This window comes from Streptomyces sp. NPDC002785 (assembly GCF_040295565.1).
Classification (GTDB): Bacteria; Actinomycetota; Actinomycetes; order Streptomycetales; family Streptomycetaceae; genus Streptomyces.
This window is the reverse complement of record NZ_JBEOVN010000141.1, coordinates 1-20,725: the sequence shown is the minus strand read 5'-3', so window position 1 is coordinate 20,725 and position 20,725 is coordinate 1. Positions and strand designations below refer to the sequence as shown.

Below are 20,725 nucleotides of genomic sequence, written 5' to 3'. Positions count from 1 at the left end.
TCAGTCCGGCGATGCCCGCTGCCGCTTCGGTGTGCCCGATGTTCGCCTTGACCGACCCGACGTAGCACGTGGCACCGGGTCTGCGACCGACAGCCTGTGTCCCCGTCGGCCCGTCCGTGAAGGCTGTGCTGAGCGCGGCTCAGGCGTCGACCTTCTCCATGACCTCGTCCGAGACATCGAAGTTGGCGAAGACGTTCTGCACGTCGTCGCTGTCCTCCAGGGCGTCGATCAGCTTGAAGATCTTGCGCGCACCCTCCTCGTCCAGCTCGACCTGCATGGTGGGCAGGAAGTTGGCCTCGGCGGAGTCGTAGTCGATGCCGGCCTGCTGGAGCGCGGTACGGACCGCGACCATGTCGGTGGCCTCGCTGACGACCTCGTACGTGTCACCGAGGTCGTTGACCTCCTCGGCGCCCGCGTCGAGCACGGCACCCAGGACGTCGTCCTCGGTCAGCTCACCCTTGGGCAGGATGACGACACCCTTGCGGTTGAAGAGATACGAGACCGAACCCGGGTCGGCCATCGAACCGCCGTTGCGGGTCATCGCGACACGCACGTCGGATGCGGCACGGTTGCGGTTGTCGGTGAGGCACTCGATGAGCACCGCGACACCGTTCGGGCCGTAACCCTCGTACATGATCGTCTGATAGTCGACGCCGCCCGCTTCGAGACCGCCACCGCGCTTGACCGCGGAGTCGATGTTCTTGTTCGGTACGGAGCTCTTCTTCGCCTTCTGGATCGCGTCCACAAGGGTCGGGTTTCCCTCGGGGTCCACACCGCCGGTGCGGGCTGCGACCTCGATGTTCTTGATCAGCTTCGCGAAGAGCTTGCCGCGCTTGGCATCAATCACGGCCTTCTTGTGCTTCGTCGTAGCCCATTTAGAGTGGCCGGACATCTGCCTTCTCCTTCGCGTCACCCAAATCGATCCGAACCCGAGAGATCCTACCGGGATCGAGTCAGCCGACTGCGCGCACCATGTCAACGAACAACGCGTGAACGCGATGGTCCCCGGTCAGTTCCGGGTGGAATGACGTCGCCAGGGCGTTGCCCTGACGTACGGCGACAATGTGACCACCGTGCTCCGCCACCACCTTGGCCTGTGCACCGACCGATTCCACCCAGGGGGCGCGGATGAACACGCCCTCGACCGGGCCGCCCTCGATACCTGCGACCTCGACGGCCGCCTCGAAGGACTCGTTCTGCCGCCCGAAGGCGTTACGGCGCACGATCATGTCGATGCCGCCGACCGTCTCCTGGCCCGAGCGCGGGTCGAGGATCTTGTCGGCGAGCAGGATCATTCCGGCGCAGGTGCCGTAGACCGGCATCCCGTCCCGTACTCGCTCGCGCAGCGGTTCCAGCATGCCGAACAGGGAAGCCAGCTTGGACATCGTGGTGGATTCTCCACCGGGAATGACCAGGCCGTCGACCTCGGCGAGTTCCTCGGGACGCCGGACCGGCCTGGCCAGGGCATCCGCCGAGGCCAGGGCGATCAGGTGTTCCCGTACGTCGCCCTGGAGAGCCAGGACTCCGATCACAGGGGTGTCTCTCATCAGTGATTACCAGCCACGGTTGGCGTAGCGCTCGGCCTCGGGCAGGGTGTCGCAGTTGATGCCGACCATGGCCTCGCCCAGGTTCCGGGAGGCATCCGCGATGATCTTCGGGTCGTCGTAGAAGGTGGTGGCCTTCACGATCGCGGCTGCGCGCTTGGCCGGGTCGCCGGACTTGAAGATGCCGGAGCCCACGAAGACGCCCTCGGCGCCGAGCTGACGCATCAGCGCGGCGTCGGCGGGGGTGGCGACGCCGCCGGCGGAGAACAGCACGACGGGCAGCTTGCCGAGCTCGGCAACCTCCTTGACCAGCTCGTACGGGGCGCGGAGCTCCTTGGCGGCGGCGTACAGCTCGTTGTTGTCGTAGCCGCGCAGCCGGGCGATCTCGTTCTTGATCTGACGCAGGTGACGGACCGCCTCGACGACGTTTCCGGTGCCGGCCTCGCCCTTCGAACGGATCATGGCCGCGCCCTCGGCGATACGGCGCAGGGCCTCGCCCAGGTTGGTCGCGCCACAGACGAACGGGGTGGTGAAGGCGAACTTGTCGCTGTGGTTGACCTCGTCGGCCGGGGTGAGGACCTCGGACTCGTCGATGTAGTCGACACCGAGGGACTGCAGGACCTGGGCCTCGACGAAGTGTCCGATGCGGGACTTCGCCATCACCGGGATGGAGACGGCCTCGATGATCTCCTCGATCATGTTCGGGTCCGACATCCGGGCCACGCCGCCGTCCTTGCGGATGTCGGCCGGCACCCGCTCCAGGGCCATGACGGCCACGGCGCCCGCGTCCTCGGCGATCTTCGCCTGCTCGGCATTGACGACGTCCATGATCACGCCGCCCTTGAGCTGCTCGGCCATGCCTCGCTTGACGCGGGCGGTACCGGTGGCCGGGGAGTCGGCGGACTGCGGGGTGCTGGGAAGCGTGGACACGGATCGACCTCACTCGGAGAAAAAGTTGCTGAAAGAGCTGGTTGGTGCAGTGCTGAGCAAACTCTCCGGGACCAGTCCACAGCAAGGGCCAATGAAAGGCCGGTGGATCGTTTTGCACGCGTACGGCACGGGTTGTGAGCCCGGTCACGTACGAGCGTGGCCGCCGGGTCAGCTGACGGGGCGGTCCGCCAGGGCGACAGGCGGTTCGTCGTCCATCTCGAAGGCGAGCGGGAACGGGGCGTGCCCGGCCAGCCGGAACCACCGCACCGTACGGTGCCGGCGCAGCGCACGCGCCGCGCGCACCGCGTCGTTGTGGAACCGCCGGGCCATCGGGACACGGCGCACGGCCGCGGCGAGTTCGAACGCCGCCTCCTCGCCGCCGGGGATCTCCTTCACGGACTCCACCTGCGCCGTCTCACCGAACACCGCGCGCAGCGCGGTGCTCAGCTCGCTCTCCGCGACCTCGCGGTTCTCCTCCTCCGCCTGGCGGGCGGCGTGCGCGGCCTCGTACAGCACGATGGACGCGGCCGGGTCGAGGACACCCGATGTCGCCAGTTCCTGGGTGACCGAGGCGCGGCGCAGGAGCTGCGCGTCGAGGGCGGCGCGGGCGGCGTCGATGCGGGTATGCAGCCGGTCCAGCCGCCCTGCGGTCCAGCTGAGGTACATACCGATCGCGACGATCGCGACGGCGATCCAGATGAGGGTTTCGATCACGGGCGGCAAGGCTACCGTCGGGGCGCAGGCGGCGTGGCCGTCCGGCCCCGGGGACGGGGCGGATGCGGGCGGGCCCGGTTGCCGTCGGGGCACTGCCCCGGACGCCGGTCCTCAATCGCCGGACGGGTTTGAACCGGCGCCCCGTCTGAGACCGGCCTGCACATGGGAGGCGGCGTCGCGGGGCTGCGCGCACCCGGCTCCGCTCCTTCTCCCACTCCCCCATGTGCCGGTCGGTCCAGTAGCCCGGCCAGACGGGACTTTCGACACACGCCCTGGCTTGAAGCTAATCCCGCGCCAGTCCGAAGCGTGCGCGCAGGCCCGTGCGTTCGTCGGCCGCCACCGACGCCGCGCCGTCCGTCACCGTCTCGTACACCGCGAGAATGTCCGCCCCGACCGTCGACCAGTCGAAGCGCCGCACGTGCGCGGTTCCCCGCTCGCGCAGCTCCGTACGCCGCTCCGGGTCGCCGAGCAGCCGGACCGCCGCCGACGCCAGCGCGTCCGCGTCCTCGTTGGCGAAGAGTTCGCCCGCCGCGCCCAGATCCAGGACCTGGGCGAACGCGTCCAGATCGCTGGCCAGCACCGGCGCCCCTGCCGACATCGCCTCGACCAGGATGATCCCGAAGCTCTCGCCGCCCGTATTGGGCGCGACGTACACATCGACGCTGCGCAGCAGCCGCGCCTTGTCCTCGTCGCTCACCATGCCGAGGAATTCGACGCGCCCGCGCATCCGTTCGGGCAGTGAGGCGACGGCCTCCTCCTCGTCACCGCGGCCCGCCACCAGCAGCCTGGTGTCCGGACGCGCGGCGAGGATCGAGGGCAGCGCCCTCATCAGTACGGGCAGGCCCTTGCGTGGCTCGTCGATACGCCCGATGAAGCCGATCGTGCCGCCCTCTCGTCTCCCATCACCGCCCTCGACCGAGCTTCGCGCCCCCTCCGATTGCCACTCGGCCTTGGGCTCGGCCCCGGCGAAGAATCCGACATCGACCCCGTTCGGGATGACGACCGCGTCGCCGCCCAGGTGCTCGACCAGGGTCCGGCGTGCGTACTCGCTCACCGCGATGCGCGCGCTGATCTTCTCCAGCGCGGGCTGCAGGATCGGGTACGCGGCGATCATGGCCCGGGAACGCGGGTTGGAGGTGTGGAACGTGGCGACGATCGGCCCCTGTGCCGCCCAGCAGGCGAGCAGCCCCAGCGACGGCGAGGTCGGCTCATGGATGTGGATCACGTCGAAAGTGCCGTCGTGCAGCCAGCGGCGCACCCGGGCGGCCGAGAGGAAGCCGAAGTTCAGCCGGGCCACGGAGCCGTTGTACGGGACGGGCACGGCCCGGCCCGCCGAGACCACGTACGGCGGCAGCGGTGTCTCGTCGTCGGCGGGTGCCAGCACCGACACCTGATGTCCCAGACGGATCAGGTGTTCGGCCAGGTCCCGGATGTGGAACTGCACACCGCCCGGTACGTCCCAGGAGTACGGACAGACGATGCCGATCTTCATGGTCGGTCCTCCCGGCTCTCCAGATCGGCCAGCCAGAGACGTTGCAGCATGTGCCAGTCCTCCGGATGCTCGGCGATTCCGACGGCGAAGGCATCGGCCAGGGCCTGTGTCATCGAGGACGTCTTCTCCGTACGGCTGCCTGACTCGGGCACCTCGACCGGCGCATGGACACGCGCCTTCATCACAGGCGTGTCGTCGTACGAGAGCGTCACCGGCAGCAACAGCGCCCCGGTCTGCTGAGCCAGCAGCGCCGGCCCGGCGGGCATGCGTGCGGTATCCCCGAAGAATTGCACCTCGACGCCGGTCGCCGACAGATCACGGTCGGCGACGAGACAGACCAGACCTCCCGCGCGCAGCCGCCGCGCCAGGGTGCCGAAGGCGGCGCCGCCGCTGTGCGGCAGGACCTCCATGCCGAGCCCCTCGCGGTAGGCCACGAACCGGTCGTACAGCGTCTCGGGCTTGAGCCGCTCGGCGACCGTGGTGAAGGGCACCTCGAGATCGGTGGTGACCCAGGCTCCGGCCAGGTCCCAGTTCCCCAGGTGCGGCAGGGCGAGGATGACACCGCGGCCGGTGTCCAGCCCGTCGGTCAGCAGGTGCGCGTCCGTGACGTCTATGGACGCCTTGATTCGCGCCGGACTCCAGGTGGGCAGCCGGAACGACTCCATCCAGTAGCGCATGTACGAGCGCATCCCGGCCCTGGAGAGCGCGGCGAGCCGGGCCGGGGACGCCCCGGGCACGACCCGCGCCAGATTCGACTCCAGCCGCAGCACACTCTTGCCCCGCCGCTTCCACACCTGGTCGGCGATGGTGCGGAAGAGGGCCCGGGCGACCGGTTCGGGGAGCTTCTTGACTGCGGTCCAGCCGAGCCCGTACAGCCCGTCGGTCAGCCGGTCCCGCAGGCCGGACTGCGTGTCACCCGGTGCGCCGCTCACTGTGCGCCCTCGCTCCCCCGGTCCGCAGCATCGGCCTCGGCAGACTCGCGGCGCACGGTCACGACCCGCTGCACGAGCGTCACCAGGCTGCCCACGGCGACGATCCACAGCGCGATCGGCAGCAGGATCTGGACCCCGGGGACACCGAATTTGTGGAGACCGGCGAATCCGGCCGCGACCAGCGAGATGACCAGCCGCTCGGCGCGCTCGACAAGACCGTTGACCGCGACCGGCAGCCCGATCGACTCGCCTCGCGCCTTCGTGTACGAGACCACCTGGCCACTCGCCAGGCAGAAGATCGCGACCGCGCACATCACGTTGTCGTCGCCGTTGCCCGCGTACCAGAGCGCGAACCCGCCGAAGATCGCCCCGTCGGCGACCCGGTCCAGGGTCGAGTCCAGGAACGCGCCCCAGCGGCTGGAGATACCGGCCTGCCGGGCCATATTGCCGTCGATGAGGTCGGAGAAGACGAAGATCGTGATGACGATCGTGCCCCAGAAGAATTCCCCCATCGGAAAGAAGACCAGTGCACCTGCCATCACCCCGGCCGTACCGATCAGAGTGACCGCGTCAGGGCTCACGCCGAGACGGAGCAACAGTGCGGCGAACGGTGTGAGGACACGCGTAAAAAATGCACGCGCGTACTTGTTCAGCATGGCCTTCCCGAGGGTCGGTGGGCCGAGCGGCCCCTACGGCCACCGGCTGGCCCATCGTAGTCACGCCTGCCGGACTCCACCGTCCGGGCACCCGGCATCGCGCAGCGGTGCACGACGTATGGACGCAACCTGACCTGAGTGGAAAGCTCGAATTACCGCGGGCGTCGCCGTAGCCGCCGCGGCGGCTCCCGTGCCCGTGCACCCATCTCCCCACACCGCGCCGGCTTTTCTTCCCGCTCCGCGCCACTACCTGGGAGGCACACATCATGGGCGACAAGGCACGCGCACACACCGGGGCCGCCGGCAGGGCAGCAACGGCCGACCGGCCCTCATCCGTACGGAATGTGGTGCTGGTCGGCCACAGCGGCTCCGGCAAGACCACCCTCGTCGAGGCCCTCGCACAGACCGCGGGCGCGGTCAACCGGGCCGGCCGGGTCGAGGACGGCGCCACGGTCTCCGACTACGACGAGATCGAACACCGCCAGCAACGCTCCGTGCAGCTCTCGCTCGTCCCCGTCGAATGGGGCGGGTACAAGATCAATTTGCTGGACACCCCTGGATACGCCGATTTCGTCGGGGAACTCAGGGCCGGTCTGCGGGCAGCGGACGCGGCCCTGTTCATTGTGTCCGCGGCCCAGGAGGCCGACGCCGTGGCAGGCGCCACCCGCGCCGTGTGGGAGGAGTGCGCCGCCGTCGACATGCCGCGCGCCATCGTCGTCACGCACCTCGACACGGCGCGCACCTCGTTCGACGGGATGACCCGGATCTGCGGCGAAATCTTCGGCGGCGACGATCCCGACGCCGTACTTCCGCTCTACCTGCCCGTGCACGGACCCGAGAACCCGGACGGGCACGCTCCGCTCACCGGGCTCACCGGACTCCTCACCCAGCGGATCTTCGACTACTCCTCGGGCGAGCGGCGGGAGAGCCCGCCCGCCGACGCCCAGCGGACCACGCTCCAGGACGCCCGAAACCGGCTGATCGAGGGGATCATCGCCGAGAGCGAGGACGAGACCCTGATGGACCGCTATCTCGGCGGCGGCGAGATCGGCATCAAGACACTCATCGACGACCTGGAGCGCGCTGTCGCCCGGAGCGCCTTCCACCCCGTCCTCACTGCGGCCCCCGCCGCCGAAGGCGCCCGCCAGGGCATCGGCACCGTCGAACTCCTGGACCTGATCACCGGCGGCTTCCCCACCCCGCTGGAGCGCCCGCTCCCCGAAGTCACCCCCCTCCATGGGGCCCCGCGACCGATCCTGACCTGCGACCCGCAGGGCCCACTCGTCGCCGAGGTCGTCAAGACGGCCTCCGACCCGTACGTCGGCCGGGTCTCGCTCGTACGCGTCTTCTCCGGCACGCTCCGCCCCGACGAAACCATTCACGTCTTCGGCCACGGCCTCACCGACCCCTGCCACGAGACACGCCCCTTCCACGAGGCGGAGGTACATGTCGGCGCACTCTCCTCCCCGTTCGGCAAACAACAGCGCCCCCTCACCGCATGCATCGCCGGAGATCTGGCCTGCGTCGCCAAGCTGGGCAGCGCCGAGACCGGGGACACCCTCTCCGCCAATGACCAGCCGCTGCTGATGGACCCCTGGATCACGCCGGACCCACTGCTGCCGCTCGCCATCGAGGCACACAGCAAGGCGGACGAGGACAAGCTCTCCCAGGGGCTTTCCCGACTGGTCGCCGAGGACCCGACCATGCGCCTCGAACAGAACCAGGACACCCACCAGGTGGTCCTGTGGTGTCTCGGCGAGGCCCATCAGGATGTGGCGCTGGACCGGCTGCGCAGCCGGTACGGCGTCCAGGTCGACGCCGTACCGCACAAGGTGTCGCTGCGCGAGACCTTCGCCGGCCCGTCGACCGGCCGCGGCCGGCATGTGAAACAGTCCGGCGGCCATGGCCAGTACGCCATCTGCGAGATCGACGTGGAGCCGCTGCCACCGGGTTCGGGTATCGAATTCGTCGACAAGGTGGTCGGCGGGGCGGTGCCGCGCCAGTTCATCCCGTCCGTCGAGAAAGGCGTGCGCGCCCAGGCCTCCCGAGGAGTCGCGGCCGGACATCCGCTCGTCGACGTACGCATCACCCTGCGGGACGGGAAGTCCCACTCGGTGGACTCCTCCGACGCCGCGTTCCAGACCGCGGGCGCACTGGCCCTGCGCGAAGCCGCCGCGGACACCCGTATCCAGCTCCTCGAACCCGTTGCCGAGATCCAGGTCCTGGTCCCGGACGACTATGTCGGGCCGGTGATGAGCGATCTGTCCGGGCGGCGCGGCAGGGTGATCGGCACCGAGCAGTCCGGCCCCGGACGCACCCTCGTACGGGCCGAGGTCCCGGAACTCGAGATCGGCCGGTACGCGATCGACCTGCGCTCACTGTCCCACGGCGCCGGCCGCTTCGACCGGGCGTACGCCCGGCACGAAGCCATGCCCTCACAGCTCGCGGAACGCATCCGTGAACAGCAGGAAAACAACCCGAATGACGCGTAATCGACTGTGCTGCCCGCCCTTGTCCACAGGGGCGGGCGGCGAATTGATCCGGACGATACGCTGTGGTCCCAGCTCAGAAGGTGTGCCGGGCAGGGCAGTTGGGAAACAGCCGCAGGAGCAGTTCCTTGGCGGCGAGTGGGGGCGACAGTGGCCAACGACGGATTCGATTTCTCTCCCGGAGCGCAGATCCCGCTCCAGGGCTCGGGCGGACAGGCGGTGGCGACGAACGCCCTCGCCTCCGCCGCGTACCGCGACAGCCCGGTGGAGACGATCCTTGATGCCAACAGCGAGTGGCACAAGTCCGAAGTGAAGGAGGGCCGTTCCAAACTCCTCAAGTCCGACTACTTCAAGCCCAACCTCGGTGAGGCATTCTCCCGCGCCGTCCAGGAACGCATGCTGGGCGGCGCCCGCAAGGCCCTCATCCAGTCCTTCGGAATCGACGCGCAGACCGTCGTCGAGCACTGCCTGTCCGCGACCCGCCTCCGCAGGGCGCGCGACACCAAACTGACCGCGGTCACCGCCCTGTTCGGCTTTCTCTTCCTGCCCGGAATGCTCCTGTGGGTCATCGCCTTCCGACTGCGCGACTCACTCGGCAACACCAAGGACAAGGCCCTCGCCACCCTTGGCAACGCCCTGCTCCCGGTCATCGGCATCGTGGCCCTGTTCTTCCTGGTCAAGCTGCCGCTCACCGGGTTCCTCGCACTCTACGTACGGGCGATGATCGTCGCCCCCGTCATCGGCTGGCTCATCGCCAAACGGATCGCCGAATCCTCCGCCAAGGACATGCGCGCTCGCTGGGAAGGGCTGCTCTCCGGCGGCGGCGTCGTCGCCAAGATCCCCGAGGCCGTACCCAAGAACCCCAACGAGACCTCCCGCGAGGCACTCCGCCAGGGCTTGGAGAAACTCTCCGCCGAGCAGCAGTCCAACTCGGTCTTCTACGCGGGCCCCAAGGGAATCCTCGGCATGGGAACCCGCTGGGGCAGCTGGCAGCTCGCCGAAGAACTCGTCTCCAAGGAACCCGGCAAGGAATTCCACCAGTTCCGCAGCTGGGACCTGATACGGGTCATCCACGACCAGCTCAAGGTGCTGGAGCGTGGCCCGCTGAACACCGGAGGATTCCCCACCCCGTCGGTCACCCACTGGATCGTGTCACCCGTCGGTGAGAACGCCGACTCGGTCTCCCGGCCCGACGGCGAGGACGTCGCCACCTTCCAGGTCAAGCCGCACGAAATACAGCGGATCTGCAACCACCAGCAGTTCGGCGGCGGCGACCGGCACTATCTGGGCGTCCAGTTCACCCTCTGGGACGGCCAGTTGGTCATCACCATGATGATCACGGTCACGGTGCTCTACCAAACCCTGCGCATCGAAGTCACCGGACACGCACTCGGCCCGGTCCACTCGCTCTTCACCAGCAAGCCGGCGGCCAAGACCAAGACGGTCAACAAGACCGTCCGCTTCTGGGAGACCCGCGACATCACCCTCGCCCTGGTCGAACCCCGCGAAGTCGTCCGCCTCGCCCTGCGCGCCCCCTTCACCTGGTACCCGCCGCTCCTCGACTACCTGGGCGGCAAGATCGCCCTGCCCGAGCCGTTCGGCCTGCGCCACGCCTGGGCCGAGAAGCCATGGCGCCACCGCTTCATGGCCGACGACGCGATGCGCGCCGCCACCCCCGTCCTGCGCGCCGTGCACAGCGCCGCCCTGCGCGTCCTGGAGGAGAACGGCGTCGACACCGAACGCTTCGACAACCGCTCGATGATACTGAGCGGAGCGGTACAGGACCCGACCCCGCGCAAGGCCGACCTCTACGACGCGTAGACAGGCGCAGGGCGCCCCGGCAAAAAGCAGAAACCGGGGCGCCCACGCAGAAGCAACAGCTCGGATCAGGCCGCCGGCCAGGCGTCGGCCAGCATCTTGCGCGTATCAGCGAGCAACTGCGGCAGCACCTTCGTATGCCCGACCACAGGCATGAAGTTGGTGTCACCACCCCAGCGCGGCACCAGATGCTGATGCAGATGGGCCGCGATACCGGCCCCCGCCACCGAGCCCTGGTTCATACCGATATTGAACCCGTGCGCCCCCGACGCCGCCCGCAGAGCCACCATCGCCCGCTTGGTGAAGTCGGCCAGTTCCATGGTCTCCGGAGCGTCCAGCTCCGTGTAGTCGGCTACATGCCGGTACGGCACCACCATCAGATGTCCGCCGTTGTACGGATACAGATTCAAAACGGCGTACACCTTGTCGCCGCGCGCGACGACAAGCCCGTCCTCGTCCGATTTCGACGGGATCGCACAGAACGGACAGCCGTCGCCGGCCTCCGGACCGGTCGGCTTGTTCTCGCCCTGGATATACGCCATCCGGTGGGGCGTCCACAGGCGCTGGAACGCATCGGGCGTCCCCACTCCGATCTGCTGCTCCGGCTCACTCGTCATGGCGTTCAGCATATTGCTTCACTCCCGGCGAGCGTGTCGCCGGGGCCGCACTCGTCGGCGCACGGCAATGCTGAGGCGATGAGCGACCAGCCCGCGGACTCCACCCCCCTTCGTTTCAGGCGCTGGGAGCAGCGCACAGAAGTGCCGCTCTTCGGCGCCTCACTGCTCTTCCTGCTCGGTTACGCGGTCCGCGTCCTCGCCCCGCACGACGCCGAGCGCTGGCGCGGCCTCGCCCTCGCCCTGGTCGGCACCACCTGGTTGATCTTCGCCGCGGACTACGCCGTACGGCTCCGCCTCAGCGGCCTCGGCCACCGCTTCATCCGTGTGCACTGGCTGGACACGGTGGTACTGCTGCTTCCCCTGCTGCGTCCGCTGCGCCTGATCCGGGTCTATACAGCGGTCCAGCAGCGCAGGGAACAGCCACGACTGAGCCTGTACGCCCGCGTGATCACGTATGCCAGTGCGACCGCTCTGCTTCTGGGCTTCTCCGCCTCGCTCGCCGTCTACCACCAGGAACACACGGCGAAGGGGGCTTCGATCCGCACCTTCGGCGACGCGGTGTGGTGGGCGTGCGAGACGCTCACCACGGTGGGGTACGGGGATACGGTGCCGGTCACACCGGGCGGCCGGGTCGTGGCGTCGGGCCTGATGGCCTGCGGGCTGGCGCTGCTGGGGGCAGTGACGGGTTCGTTCTCGTCGTGGCTGCTGCAGGTGTTCACACGGGAGGACGAGAAGAGGCCCCCGGAGGGCAGGTAGCTCTCCGGAGGCCTCTCACTGGGTGCCTGTCAGACCTGGACGCGGTCCTCGACAGCCTTCTGGATCTTGGCGATGGCGTCCTCGACGGGGACGCCGTTCTCCTGCGATCCGTCGCGGTAGCGGAAGGAGACGGCGCCGTTGGCCATGTCCTCGTCGCCCGCGATGATCATGAAGGGCACCTTGGCCTTCTGCTGGTTCCGGATCTTCTTCTGCATCCGGTCGGACGAGGCGTCCACCTCGACCCGCAGACCCTTCTTCCGGGCCTTGGCCGCGAACTCCTGGAGGTACGGGATGTGCGCGTCGCCGATCGGGATGCCGACCGCCTGGACAGGGGCCAGCCATACCGGGAACGCACCCGCGTAGTGCTCGAGGAGCACCGCGAAGAAGCGCTCGATGGACCCGAACAGGGCACGGTGGATCATGACCGGGCGCTGCTTGGTGCCGTCGGGACCCGTGTACTCCAGGTCGAAGCGCTCCGGCAGGTTGAAGTCGAGCTGCACGGTCGACATCTGCCAGGTGCGGCCGATCGCGTCCTTGCACTGCACCGAGATCTTCGGGCCGTAGAAGGCGGCGCCGCCCGGGTCCGGGACCAGGGGCAGCCCCTGCTTCTCGGCGACCTGTCGCAGCGTCTCGGTGGCCTCTTCCCAGACCTCGTCCGAGCCGACGAACTTCTCCGGGTCCTTGGTGGAGAGCTCCAGGTAGAAGTCGGTCAGACCGTAGTCGCGGAGCAGGTTCAGGACGAAGGTGAGCGTCCGGTCGAGCTCCTGCGCCATCTGCTCCTTGGTGCAGTAGATGTGCGCGTCGTCCTGCGTGAAGCCGCGCGAGCGGGTCAGGCCGTGCACGACGCCGGACTTCTCGTACCGGTACACCGTGCCGAACTCGAAGAGCCGCAGCGGCAGTTCACGGTAGGAACGCCCACGCGCGTCGAAGATCAGGTTGTGCATCGGGCAGTTCATCGGCTTGAGGTAGTAGTCCACCCCGTCGTCGAGCTGCATGGGCGGGTACATGCCGTCGGCGTACCAGTCCAGGTGGCCGGACTTCTCGAAGAGCTTGCCCTTGGTGGCGTGCGGTGAGTAGACGAACTCGTAGCCCTCCTCCTCGTGACGCCGGCGCGAGTAGTCCTCCATGGCGCGGCGGATGATGCCGCCCTTGGGGTGGAAGACCGCGAGGCCGGGGCCGATCTCGTCGGGGAAGGAGAAGAGGTCCAGCTCGTTGCCGAGCTTGCGGTGGTCGCGCTTGGCGGCCTCCTCCAGGAACTCCAGGTGCGCCTTGAGCTCGTCCTTGGTGGGCCAGGCGGTGCCGTAGATGCGCTGCAGCATGGGGTTCTTCTCGCTGCCCCGCCAGTACGCCGCGGCGTTCCGCATCAGCTTGAACGCCGGGATGTTCCGGGTGGTGGGCAGGTGCGGACCCCGGCAGAGGTCCTTCCAGCACAGATCGCCGGTCTTCGGGTCGAGGTTGTCGTAGATGGTCAGCTCGCCGCCGCCCACCTCGACATCCACGCCGTCGCCGGCGTTCTCGACGGAGTCGGAGCCCTTGATGCCGATGAGCTCCAGCTTGTACGGCTCGTCGGCCAGCTCCTCACGGGCTGCCTCGTCCGTCACGACCCGGCGGGAGAACTTCTGGCCCCGCTTCTGGATCTCCTGCATCTTCTTCTCGATGGCCTTGAGGTCCTCGGGAGTGAACGGCTTCTCGACGTCGAAGTCGTAGTAGAAACCGTCCTTGACCGGGGGACCGATGCCCAGCTTGGCCTTGGGGAAGAGCTCTTGCACGGCCTGCGCCATGACATGCGCGGTGGAGTGCCGGAGGATGTTCAGGCCGTCCTCGGAGGAGATCTCGACGGGCTCGACGACCTCGCCGTCGGCGACGACGTATGCGAGGTCCTTCAGCTCACCGGCGACCCGGGCGGCGACAACGGTGCGCTCGCCCGGGAAGAGCTCGGCTGCCGTAGTGCCCGTCGTCACCACGCGCTCTTCCCGCTCGGAATCGCGTTGGATGATCACACGGACGTCTGACACCGGTCTCTCCTGACTCAGGGGGTACGCACGCATTCGTGGTGCACGTGCGATACGAATCGTACCGAGCCGGGGGCCCCCTCTGCGAAACGGTTGAGCGCGAAGGGCCGCGTCTTGCCCGCGGCCCGTGTCCTACGCCGTTGGGCCGAAGGGCAAATGGGGGGCGATATCGCGGGCCCGGTCACGCACATCTGCCGCGTTGTCGTCGATCACCGACGCTCCGCGATGTCTCAATCCTCCTCCTTGCCGGCCCCGCTCCTTCTCCCCCCATGTGCCGGTCGGCCTTATTCGCCGGTGCACGCCTCCTCGAAATGGTCGACGTTCTCCTGGAGCGATTTCATCAGCCGGTCCCGTTCCGCCTCGTCCACCTGCACGGGCACGACCTGCGAGGTCCGGGTCAGCCGCCGGAAACCACCGCGGCTCTCCAGCCTGCCCTCCACCCGGATCGGCAGCCCCACCAGGTGGGCGTGGCCGGCGATCCGGTACGCCTCCTCGTCCAGCTCCAGCCGTACGTGCGGCACCTCCACGCCCGCCAGCACCCGCAGCCGTACGATCCCGGCGCCACGCGGTCCCGAGCGGCGCAGCCGTACGACGGCGCCAGTGATCCGTACCGTCACGGCGGGTTCGTCCTGGAGGTAGCGGACACCCGCCCCGCGCAGGGCGGGCAGGTCGCCCGGGGAGAATTCCACCGGCTCGGGACGGGCCGGGCAGCCGTCGGGGATCCCGGCCGCGGGCGCCCATTCCAGGGCGATCGCGGCCCGTTCCGAGCCCCGGACCAGCGCGATGACGGCCTCGGTGAGTTCCCGGCTGCCCCCTGCCTCGACCGCGGTGTTGAAGGCTTCGAAGCCACCGGTGGCCCGCTGGTAGTCCACTGCCTCGCGGGTGGCGTGCAGGGCGTGGTAGAGCCGTACGGCGAGTGCACGGCCCGGTTCGACGGGGACGAACGCGGTGAGATCACGGCCGCCGGGCGCGGGCCCGACGAGGATGCCTTCGAGGGCTGCCAGGGCCCTGCGGCGGTGGCGTGCGCCGTGGTAGACGGTGCGCCTCCGTACGGCGAGCGCCCCGGCGAGCAGGATCTGCCGGGCGGCGGTGTGCAGCTGCTCCGCCCCCGTCCAGCTGGCGGCCCCGGCCGCTCCCGCGACCGGTTCGGGGACCTCGCGCCACCAGCGGATCTCGTCGCTGGGTACGGCGAGGGAGACCAGGACTTCGCGGGCGGAGGGTGCGGCGCTGCGGGCGAGCGCGGTCAGCGCCTCGCCGAGGAGGTCCTCACTGTCCGGGAAGGCGGTGGTGTCGGGGACGAGGAGGCTCGTACCGCCGCCGGGCGGGGCCGGCGGTCCCGGTGGGGTCCAGCGGCTGTAGCGTCCCGCCGCCCCGCCTCGGCGCCGCCAGCCGTGCCGGTCGAGCAGGGCGGCGAGGACCGCGGGGTCGATACGGGCGGGGTCGGGGATGTGCCCGAGCTCGGGAGCGATGGGCCACGGTCCTGCGGATTCGCCGGGGTGCGGGCGTGTGGCTGACGGGATCGCTTCGTTGGCGGACTCGTCCATCGGCCGGTGCATCAGGGTCTCCCTCCCGCCCCTACGCGGGTCATGACCTCGCAGAGCGCCCGGTCGTCGAATATGCGCGAGGTCGGGATCCGCACAGTGGTCCTGTGCCGGCCTGTCACCGCATGGCCGGCCAGGTTGGTCCAGTAGCAGCAGTGCCGCAGGTCGAGCCGGTCGTGTCCGGCCCGCAGCCAGTCGTCCTGGCTGCGCGGCACGATCATCACGACCAGGATCTTGTGCACCGACACGGGGGTCCGGGCGAGCTTCGCGAGGTGTGCGTTGTCGAGCGTGAAGGAGAACGTCGGTCCGCGCGGGTGCGGCGGGATCTGGTAGGTGCATTTGAGCTGCACCTTTATGGTCACTTCGTCGTCCACGGTGTGGCCGGGGGCGCCGTGACTGACGTGCCAGTCGATGCCGTTGTCGGGGAAGGGCTGCGACAGGGAGCACCCCGCCGCGGCCGCGACGGCGTGCAAGTAGCCCACCTGGAGGGTCTCCATGCAGGCGGTGGTGGCGAGTGTGCCGCGCAGCGGTGCGATCCGCTGGGGCAGCAGCCCGCTCGGTTCGGGCTGCGCGAGCGCCATGGCTGCGTGTGCCTTCCGGGCCGTGCCGATCGGTTCTTCGGTGCAGGGGTGTCTTCGGTGCGGTACTGACGGACAACTTCCTTTCCCGTCACCTGTGTTGTCACCGCACAGGGCTGCCCGCAAACGGCGTATCCGGCAAAGGGTGCGGGTATCACCGAACCGGGCAGGGGAATCACGCCATCTGCCGTTCGGGCACGAGGAGTTCGGGGATGACTCACTGGTACGAAGGGCCGCTGGCCGCTTTTGACACCGAGACAACGGGAGTGGACGTCGAGGAGGACCGGATCGTTTCGGCCGCCCTTATCGTCCAGGACACGACAGGCGGGCGGGTGCGTGTCACTCGCTGGCTGGTGAATCCGGGGGTGCCGGTGCCCGCCGGGGCGACCGAGATCCATGGTCTGACCGACGATCATCTTCAGCGCAACGGCCGCTGGCCGGCGCCCGTGATGGAGGAGATAGCCCGGGCGCTGGCCGAGCAGTGTGCGGCCGGCCGTCCGCTCGTCGTGATGAACGCGCCGTTCGATCTGACGCTGCTGGACCGGGAGCTGAAGCGTCATCGCGCGTCGTCGCTCGCCGGGTATCTGCAGAACGCACCGCTGTGTGTGCTGGATCCGCGCGTGCTCGACAAGCATCTGGACCGTTACCGCAAGGGCCGGCGGACCCTCACCGATCTCTGCGAGCTGTACGGGGTGGCGCTGGACGGTGCACATGACGCGGCGGCCGATGCGGCGGCATCGCTGGAGCTGGTGCGGGCCGTGGGACGGCGGTTCTCGTCCCGTCTGGAGCGGCTGACGCCGCCGGAGCTGCACACCTTGCAGGCCGTGTGGCATGCGGCACAGGCGCGCGGCCTGCAGGCGTGGTTCGCGAAGAACGGCACGGCGGAGGCGGTGGATCCTGCGTGGCCGCTGCGCCCGGAGCTTCCTGCTGCGGCGTGACCGGTCGGGACGCGGCCCCTGTTTCCGGGCACGCAGAAGCCGGTCCGTCGATTCTGCTGACGGACCGGCCTCTCCCGGGTGGGCGATACTGGGTTCGAACCAGTGACCTCTTCGGTGTGAACGAAGCGCTCTCCCACTGAGCTAATCGCCCGGGAACGGGTTGAACCATACAGGGCTCGGAGGGTCGGGTTCAAACTCCTTCCAGCCGGGCCGTGAGGCCCCGCCGTCCGGCACGCATCATCAGGGCGTGGTTGGCCCGGAACACGGCACGTCCGGGCACCGCGAGGAGCCGCATCAGCCGTCTGTGCACCTCGACCTCCTGCTCGTAGGTGGCACGGCTGCCGGTGCCGTGCGCGGTGACCGTCCACCGGGCCCAGCCGTCGAGGTCGCCACTGAGGGTCGCTTCGAGGACCCTGGCCCGGGGGTCGCGGCGGCGTTCGCGGACAGTCATGACGAGGTCGTACGGAAGGAGGGAGCGGATGCGGGTGGTGCCGGTGGTGCCGTCGGCCGAGGTGACCTCGCGGATCTGCGGCCACCATCGCGGGTAGTCATCGGCGCGTTCGAGGATCTCGTACACGGCATCTGGTGGGCCGGGCAGGTCCCAGATACTCACAAATCGGTAGTGACTCCAGTCCATGGTCCCAGTCTGCGCGTACTCAGCCGGAGAACTGAGTACCCGAGCGCATGTCCGAACCTGTGGCTCGCACCACACTCCCGTTCATGGAACATGTGCCGCCGCCTGCCGAGGAATTGGCGCTCCTCGATCGCGAGCTGGCCCGGCTGGATGCCCGCCGGTCACAGTTGCTGATTCGTCGTGCCTGGCTGCTGAGTGTGCTGACGCCGCCAGTCGCACGCCCTGCCGCACCGCCGTTCGCAGCTCCGTCCGGGCCTCCTGGCGCACCTGTCGGGCCGCGCAGTGCGCAGAATGTGCTGCTCACCCTGGGCGGTCTGCTGCTGACGATCGCGGCGATCGCGTTCACTCTGGTCAGCTGGGGTCACATGGGCATAGGTGGCCGCTCGGCGGTGCTCGGGGTGGTGACGGTCGCGGCGCTCTCCGCTCCTGCCGTGCTGCTGCGTCGTGGGCTGCCCGCGACAGCCGAGTCGCTCGCCGCCCTGGCATCGGTACTGATGGTGCTGGACGCGTATGCGCTGCACCGGGTGGCGGTGCCGGACGCCGACGGACGAGGTTTCGCCGCAGTCGCCGCGGCGGTGCTTGCCGTGCTCTGGGGCGCGTACGGGCTGCTGCTCGACCGGCTGCGGCTGCCGCTGCCCCTGGCGGTGGTGAGCGCGCAGCTGCCGCTGCTGCTCTGGGCGTGGGCGGCGAGCGCGGGAGCCACGCTGTTCGGTTGGGCGTTGCTGGTGACGGCGGCGCTGGACTGTGCGATCGCGGTGTGGGGCAAGGGTGTTGCGCTACGGGTGACGTCCTGCGTCTGCTGCTGGGCGACAGGCCTGCTGGGGCTGTTGGTGGCTCTGGCGCAGTCGGTGTCCGCCGATGCGGTGTCGGCCGCGGCGGCGCCGGGTCTGCTGATGCTCGTGGGTGCGGTGATCGCGGTGTCCGGGGCGTGGCGTGCGCCGGCGGGACTTGCGGTGGCCGGCGGCGTGGTGGCCGGGCTGTGCGGGGTGGCCGCGGTGGGTGGTGTGCTGCGCGCCGGGGTGGCCTGGGGATGGTCGGTGCCGATGTATCTGCTGTGCGGTGTGGTGCTGTTGATGGCGGTGCGCGCTCCGCTGCCGCGCCCGGTCGGGCAGGGGCTGGTGTGGGCTTCGTCGGCGGTGACCGTCGGCGCGGTGCTGGCCGCGGCGCCGCCGGTCGGTCTGTCGCTGATGGGTGCGGTGTCGCAGCTGCCCCGGGTGTGGTCGGGAACGCCGGACGGTGGTGTCCGGGGTGCGCTGGTAGGGAGCCCGGCGTGGTCCGGGATGGCTGCGGCGCCGGTGGTGCTGCTGGTGGTGGCCGGCCTGTTGGGGGCGGTGTACCGGTCATGGGCGTGGCTGGTACGGGTGGCCGGGCCGGTGCTGTCGCCGGGTGCGGCGTGGCGGGGTGCCGCGGGGGCCGGTGCGGTGGCGCTCGGCTGGGCGGGGTTCACCGTGTTGCCCGCGATACTGGGGATGCCGTACGCGGCCGCCGTGTCGGTGCAATTGGCGCTGGTGGCCGGGGTGTTCGCGGTAGCGGTACGGGGTCTGCGCCGCGGGACGGATGGCGTGGGGCCGACCGCGCTGGTGTGCGGTCTGGTCGGCGCGGTGAGTGCGGCAATGCTGTCACTCGCGGTGGAGGCTGCCACGTACGCGGTGTTCGCGGTGCTGCTGGTGGTGTTCGGCGTGGCCGCGGTGATGCTCGGTGGCACTGCGGTATCGGCGGCGCGGGCGTTGCCGCCGTTGCCGTCCGTTCAGGCGGCGCGGGCCGTACGGGCGTTGCAGATCGCGCAGGCGGTCCCTGCGTGCGGTGCGGTGGTGTGCGGAATGGCGCTCGCCCGTGCGGTCGGGGCGTCGCTGGGACTCGCCGCGTATCAGGCGGCGCCGGTCATGCTGGTCGTCCCTGCGGTGACGGTGTTGCTCGGGGCGCGGCTGCGAGGTCTCCCGCCGGCTCTGCCGGTCGAGCTGGCCGGGGCCGTGGCGGGCTTGGTGGCGGTGGCCATGGCTGTGACGGACCGGCCCTTCCTGGCTTTGGTGCTGGCGCTGTGCGGGGTACTGGCCGCAGGTACGGCCGTACGTGCCGAGCGGCGGCCGATGGCCGGGTATCTGGCGATGGCGCTGTTCGTCCTGGCGGCCTGGCTGCGGCTGTCGGCTTCGGGGGTGTCGGCCCCGGAGGCGTACACCCTGCCGGTGACGGTGCCCGCTCTGGCAGTCGGTGTGCTGCGCCGGCGCCGTGACCCCGAGGCGTCGTCGTGGACGGCGTACGGTGCGGGCCTCGCGGCGACGCTGGTGCCGAGCCTCTTCACGGCATGGGCCGATCCGCACTGGGTCCGGCCGCTGCTGCTCGGTGCGGCCGCGCTGGTGATCACCCTGGCGGGCGCGCGGCTGCGGCTGCAGGCGCTGCTGCTGCTCGGTGGTGCGGTGCTGGCCCTGGACGCCCTGCACGAACTCACGCCGTACGTGGTCCAGGTCGTCGGCGCCCTGCCGCGTTGGCTGCCGCCCGCGCTGGCCGGGGTATTGCTACTGGCGGTCGGGGCGACGTACGAGCAGCGGCTGCGCGACGCCCGGCGGCTGAAGGACGCTCTGGGCCGCATGCATTGACGGTGTGTCACATGACTGGCCCGGGGCACCCTCATGGCCCCCGGGCCGGGGCTTGTGGTCATCGGATCGCCGCCAAAGGCGTACCGGACAAGGCAGTGTTCGCAGCCGAACTGCCCCTCGAAGTCGCGCAGTACGCGTTTCTCATCGCCGTTGCGCAGAAATGCGACGGGGTTCGGAAGGCATCGGAAGATGCATTGCCCACGGGGGCTTGGGTGTTGAACCTTTCCAGAAATTCTCGTAGTTCTGGAAAGGCGGTGCCGACAGCCCGTCCTGACCCGGATACCCGGATGCTTCTTCTCGAAGAGCGGATCCCGGCGTTACCCGATGCCACGATCGTTTGAATCGTTCACGGAGGCGTCGCAGCGAGTGAACGTGGAAATGCAGAGGGCCCGTGAGACTCTGTGGTCTCACGGGCCCTCTGTCCGGGGTGGGCGATACTGGGTTCGAACCAGTGACCTCTTCGGTGTGAACGAAGCGCTC

17 protein-coding genes, 1 tRNA gene and 1 pseudogene are annotated in these 20,725 nt (G+C 69.4%); 5 read left to right on the top strand and 14 right to left on the bottom strand.

Annotated elements, in window-relative coordinates:
• From ABTZ94_RS26810 to pgsA, 8 genes and pseudogenes are all read right to left on the bottom strand, one after another.
• Positions 1-82: pseudogene (locus ABTZ94_RS26810) on the bottom strand (hypothetical protein); the annotation flags it as partial.
• A gap of 57 nt (positions 83-139) precedes the next feature.
• The gene (locus ABTZ94_RS26805; RefSeq protein WP_351204233.1) at positions 140-892 is read right to left on the bottom strand and encodes a YebC/PmpR family DNA-binding transcriptional regulator; all 753 of its coding nucleotides are present in this window, start codon (positions 890-892) and stop codon (positions 140-142) included.
• A 61-nt stretch (positions 893-953) separates the two neighbouring features.
• Positions 954-1,547 carry a pyridoxal 5'-phosphate synthase glutaminase subunit PdxT gene (gene pdxT, locus ABTZ94_RS26800; RefSeq protein ID WP_351204231.1) on the bottom strand — a complete coding sequence of 198 codons (594 nt, stop codon included), beginning with the start codon at positions 1,545-1,547 and terminating at the stop codon, positions 954-956.
• A 6-nt stretch (positions 1,548-1,553) separates the two neighbouring features.
• On the bottom strand, positions 1,554-2,474 hold the full coding sequence (gene pdxS, locus ABTZ94_RS26795; RefSeq protein ID WP_266987900.1) for a pyridoxal 5'-phosphate synthase lyase subunit PdxS: 921 nt from the start codon (positions 2,472-2,474) through the stop codon (positions 1,554-1,556).
• 168 nt (positions 2,475-2,642) lie between these two features.
• A complete protein-coding gene (locus ABTZ94_RS26790) occupies positions 2,643-3,140 on the bottom strand; it encodes a hypothetical protein (protein ID WP_176740353.1) in 498 nt (165 codons plus the stop codon).
• A 331-nt stretch (positions 3,141-3,471) separates the two neighbouring features.
• The gene (locus tag ABTZ94_RS26785; protein WP_351204229.1) at positions 3,472-4,680 is read right to left on the bottom strand and encodes a glycosyltransferase family 4 protein; all 1,209 of its coding nucleotides are present in this window, start codon (positions 4,678-4,680) and stop codon (positions 3,472-3,474) included.
• Entirely contained in the window at positions 4,677-5,612 is a 936-nt protein-coding gene (locus ABTZ94_RS26780; RefSeq protein WP_351204227.1) for a phosphatidylinositol mannoside acyltransferase, read from the bottom strand. Before ABTZ94_RS26780 ends, ABTZ94_RS26785 begins: the two co-directional genes overlap by 4 nt.
• Positions 5,609-6,268 carry a phosphatidylinositol phosphate synthase gene (gene pgsA / locus ABTZ94_RS26775; protein ID WP_351204225.1) on the bottom strand — a complete coding sequence of 220 codons (660 nt, stop codon included), beginning with the start codon at positions 6,266-6,268 and terminating at the stop codon, positions 5,609-5,611. The genes ABTZ94_RS26780 and pgsA overlap by 4 nt, the downstream gene beginning before the upstream one ends.
• A gap of 266 nt (positions 6,269-6,534) precedes the next feature.
• Here pgsA and ABTZ94_RS26770 point away from each other — a divergent pair, with 266 nt between their 5' ends.
• Positions 6,535-8,760, top strand: coding sequence for an elongation factor G-like protein EF-G2 (locus ABTZ94_RS26770; protein WP_351204223.1), 2,226 nt, complete (start codon positions 6,535-6,537; stop codon positions 8,758-8,760).
• A gap of 147 nt (positions 8,761-8,907) precedes the next feature.
• Positions 8,908-10,578: an AbeC-like domain-containing protein gene (locus ABTZ94_RS26765; protein ID WP_351204222.1), complete on the top strand. Its 1,671-nt coding sequence runs from the start codon at positions 8,908-8,910 to the stop codon at positions 10,576-10,578.
• A 65-nt stretch (positions 10,579-10,643) separates the two neighbouring features.
• Here the strand turns inward: ABTZ94_RS26765 and ABTZ94_RS26760 are convergent, their stop codons facing one another.
• Complete coding sequence (locus ABTZ94_RS26760; protein ID WP_351204220.1) at positions 10,644-11,204, bottom strand: HIT family protein; 561 nt, start codon at positions 11,202-11,204, stop codon at positions 10,644-10,646.
• Positions 11,205-11,270: 66 nt separating this feature from the next.
• Between ABTZ94_RS26760 and ABTZ94_RS26755 the strand changes: the two genes are divergently transcribed.
• Positions 11,271-11,948 carry a potassium channel family protein gene (locus ABTZ94_RS26755; RefSeq protein ID WP_351204218.1) on the top strand — a complete coding sequence of 226 codons (678 nt, stop codon included), beginning with the start codon at positions 11,271-11,273 and terminating at the stop codon, positions 11,946-11,948.
• A 29-nt stretch (positions 11,949-11,977) separates the two neighbouring features.
• Here ABTZ94_RS26755 and thrS read toward each other — a convergent pair whose 3' ends face one another.
• From thrS to ABTZ94_RS26740, 3 genes are all read right to left on the bottom strand, one after another.
• On the bottom strand, positions 11,978-13,963 hold the full coding sequence (thrS, locus tag ABTZ94_RS26750) for a threonine--tRNA ligase (RefSeq protein ID WP_351204216.1): 1,986 nt from the start codon (positions 13,961-13,963) through the stop codon (positions 11,978-11,980).
• A gap of 281 nt (positions 13,964-14,244) precedes the next feature.
• A complete protein-coding gene (locus tag ABTZ94_RS26745; protein ID WP_351204214.1) occupies positions 14,245-15,516 on the bottom strand; it encodes a hypothetical protein in 1,272 nt (423 codons plus the stop codon).
• Positions 15,516-16,082 carry a DUF4365 domain-containing protein gene (locus tag ABTZ94_RS26740; protein ID WP_351204212.1) on the bottom strand — a complete coding sequence of 189 codons (567 nt, stop codon included), beginning with the start codon at positions 16,080-16,082 and terminating at the stop codon, positions 15,516-15,518. Before ABTZ94_RS26740 ends, ABTZ94_RS26745 begins: the two co-directional genes overlap by 1 nt.
• Positions 16,083-16,291: 209 nt before the next feature.
• On the opposite strand from ABTZ94_RS26740, the gene ABTZ94_RS26735 reads away from it, so the two are divergent.
• Positions 16,292-17,017 (top strand): 3'-5' exonuclease, encoded by a 726-nt coding sequence (locus ABTZ94_RS26735; RefSeq protein ID WP_351204210.1) that lies wholly within the window; start codon positions 16,292-16,294, stop codon positions 17,015-17,017.
• A 79-nt stretch (positions 17,018-17,096) separates the two neighbouring features.
• Here ABTZ94_RS26735 and ABTZ94_RS26730 read toward each other — a convergent pair.
• Together ABTZ94_RS26730 and ABTZ94_RS26725 are read right to left on the bottom strand one after the other, a co-directional pair.
• Positions 17,097-17,168, bottom strand: a tRNA-Val gene (locus ABTZ94_RS26730).
• A 39-nt stretch (positions 17,169-17,207) separates the two neighbouring features.
• A complete protein-coding gene (locus ABTZ94_RS26725) occupies positions 17,208-17,654 on the bottom strand; it encodes an SRPBCC family protein (protein ID WP_351204208.1) in 447 nt (148 codons plus the stop codon).
• An 83-nt stretch (positions 17,655-17,737) separates the two neighbouring features.
• Between ABTZ94_RS26725 and ABTZ94_RS26720 the strand changes: the two genes are divergently transcribed.
• Entirely contained in the window at positions 17,738-20,245 is a 2,508-nt protein-coding gene (locus ABTZ94_RS26720) for an SCO7613 C-terminal domain-containing membrane protein (protein WP_351204206.1), read from the top strand.
• Positions 20,246-20,725: the final 480 nt, after the last annotated feature.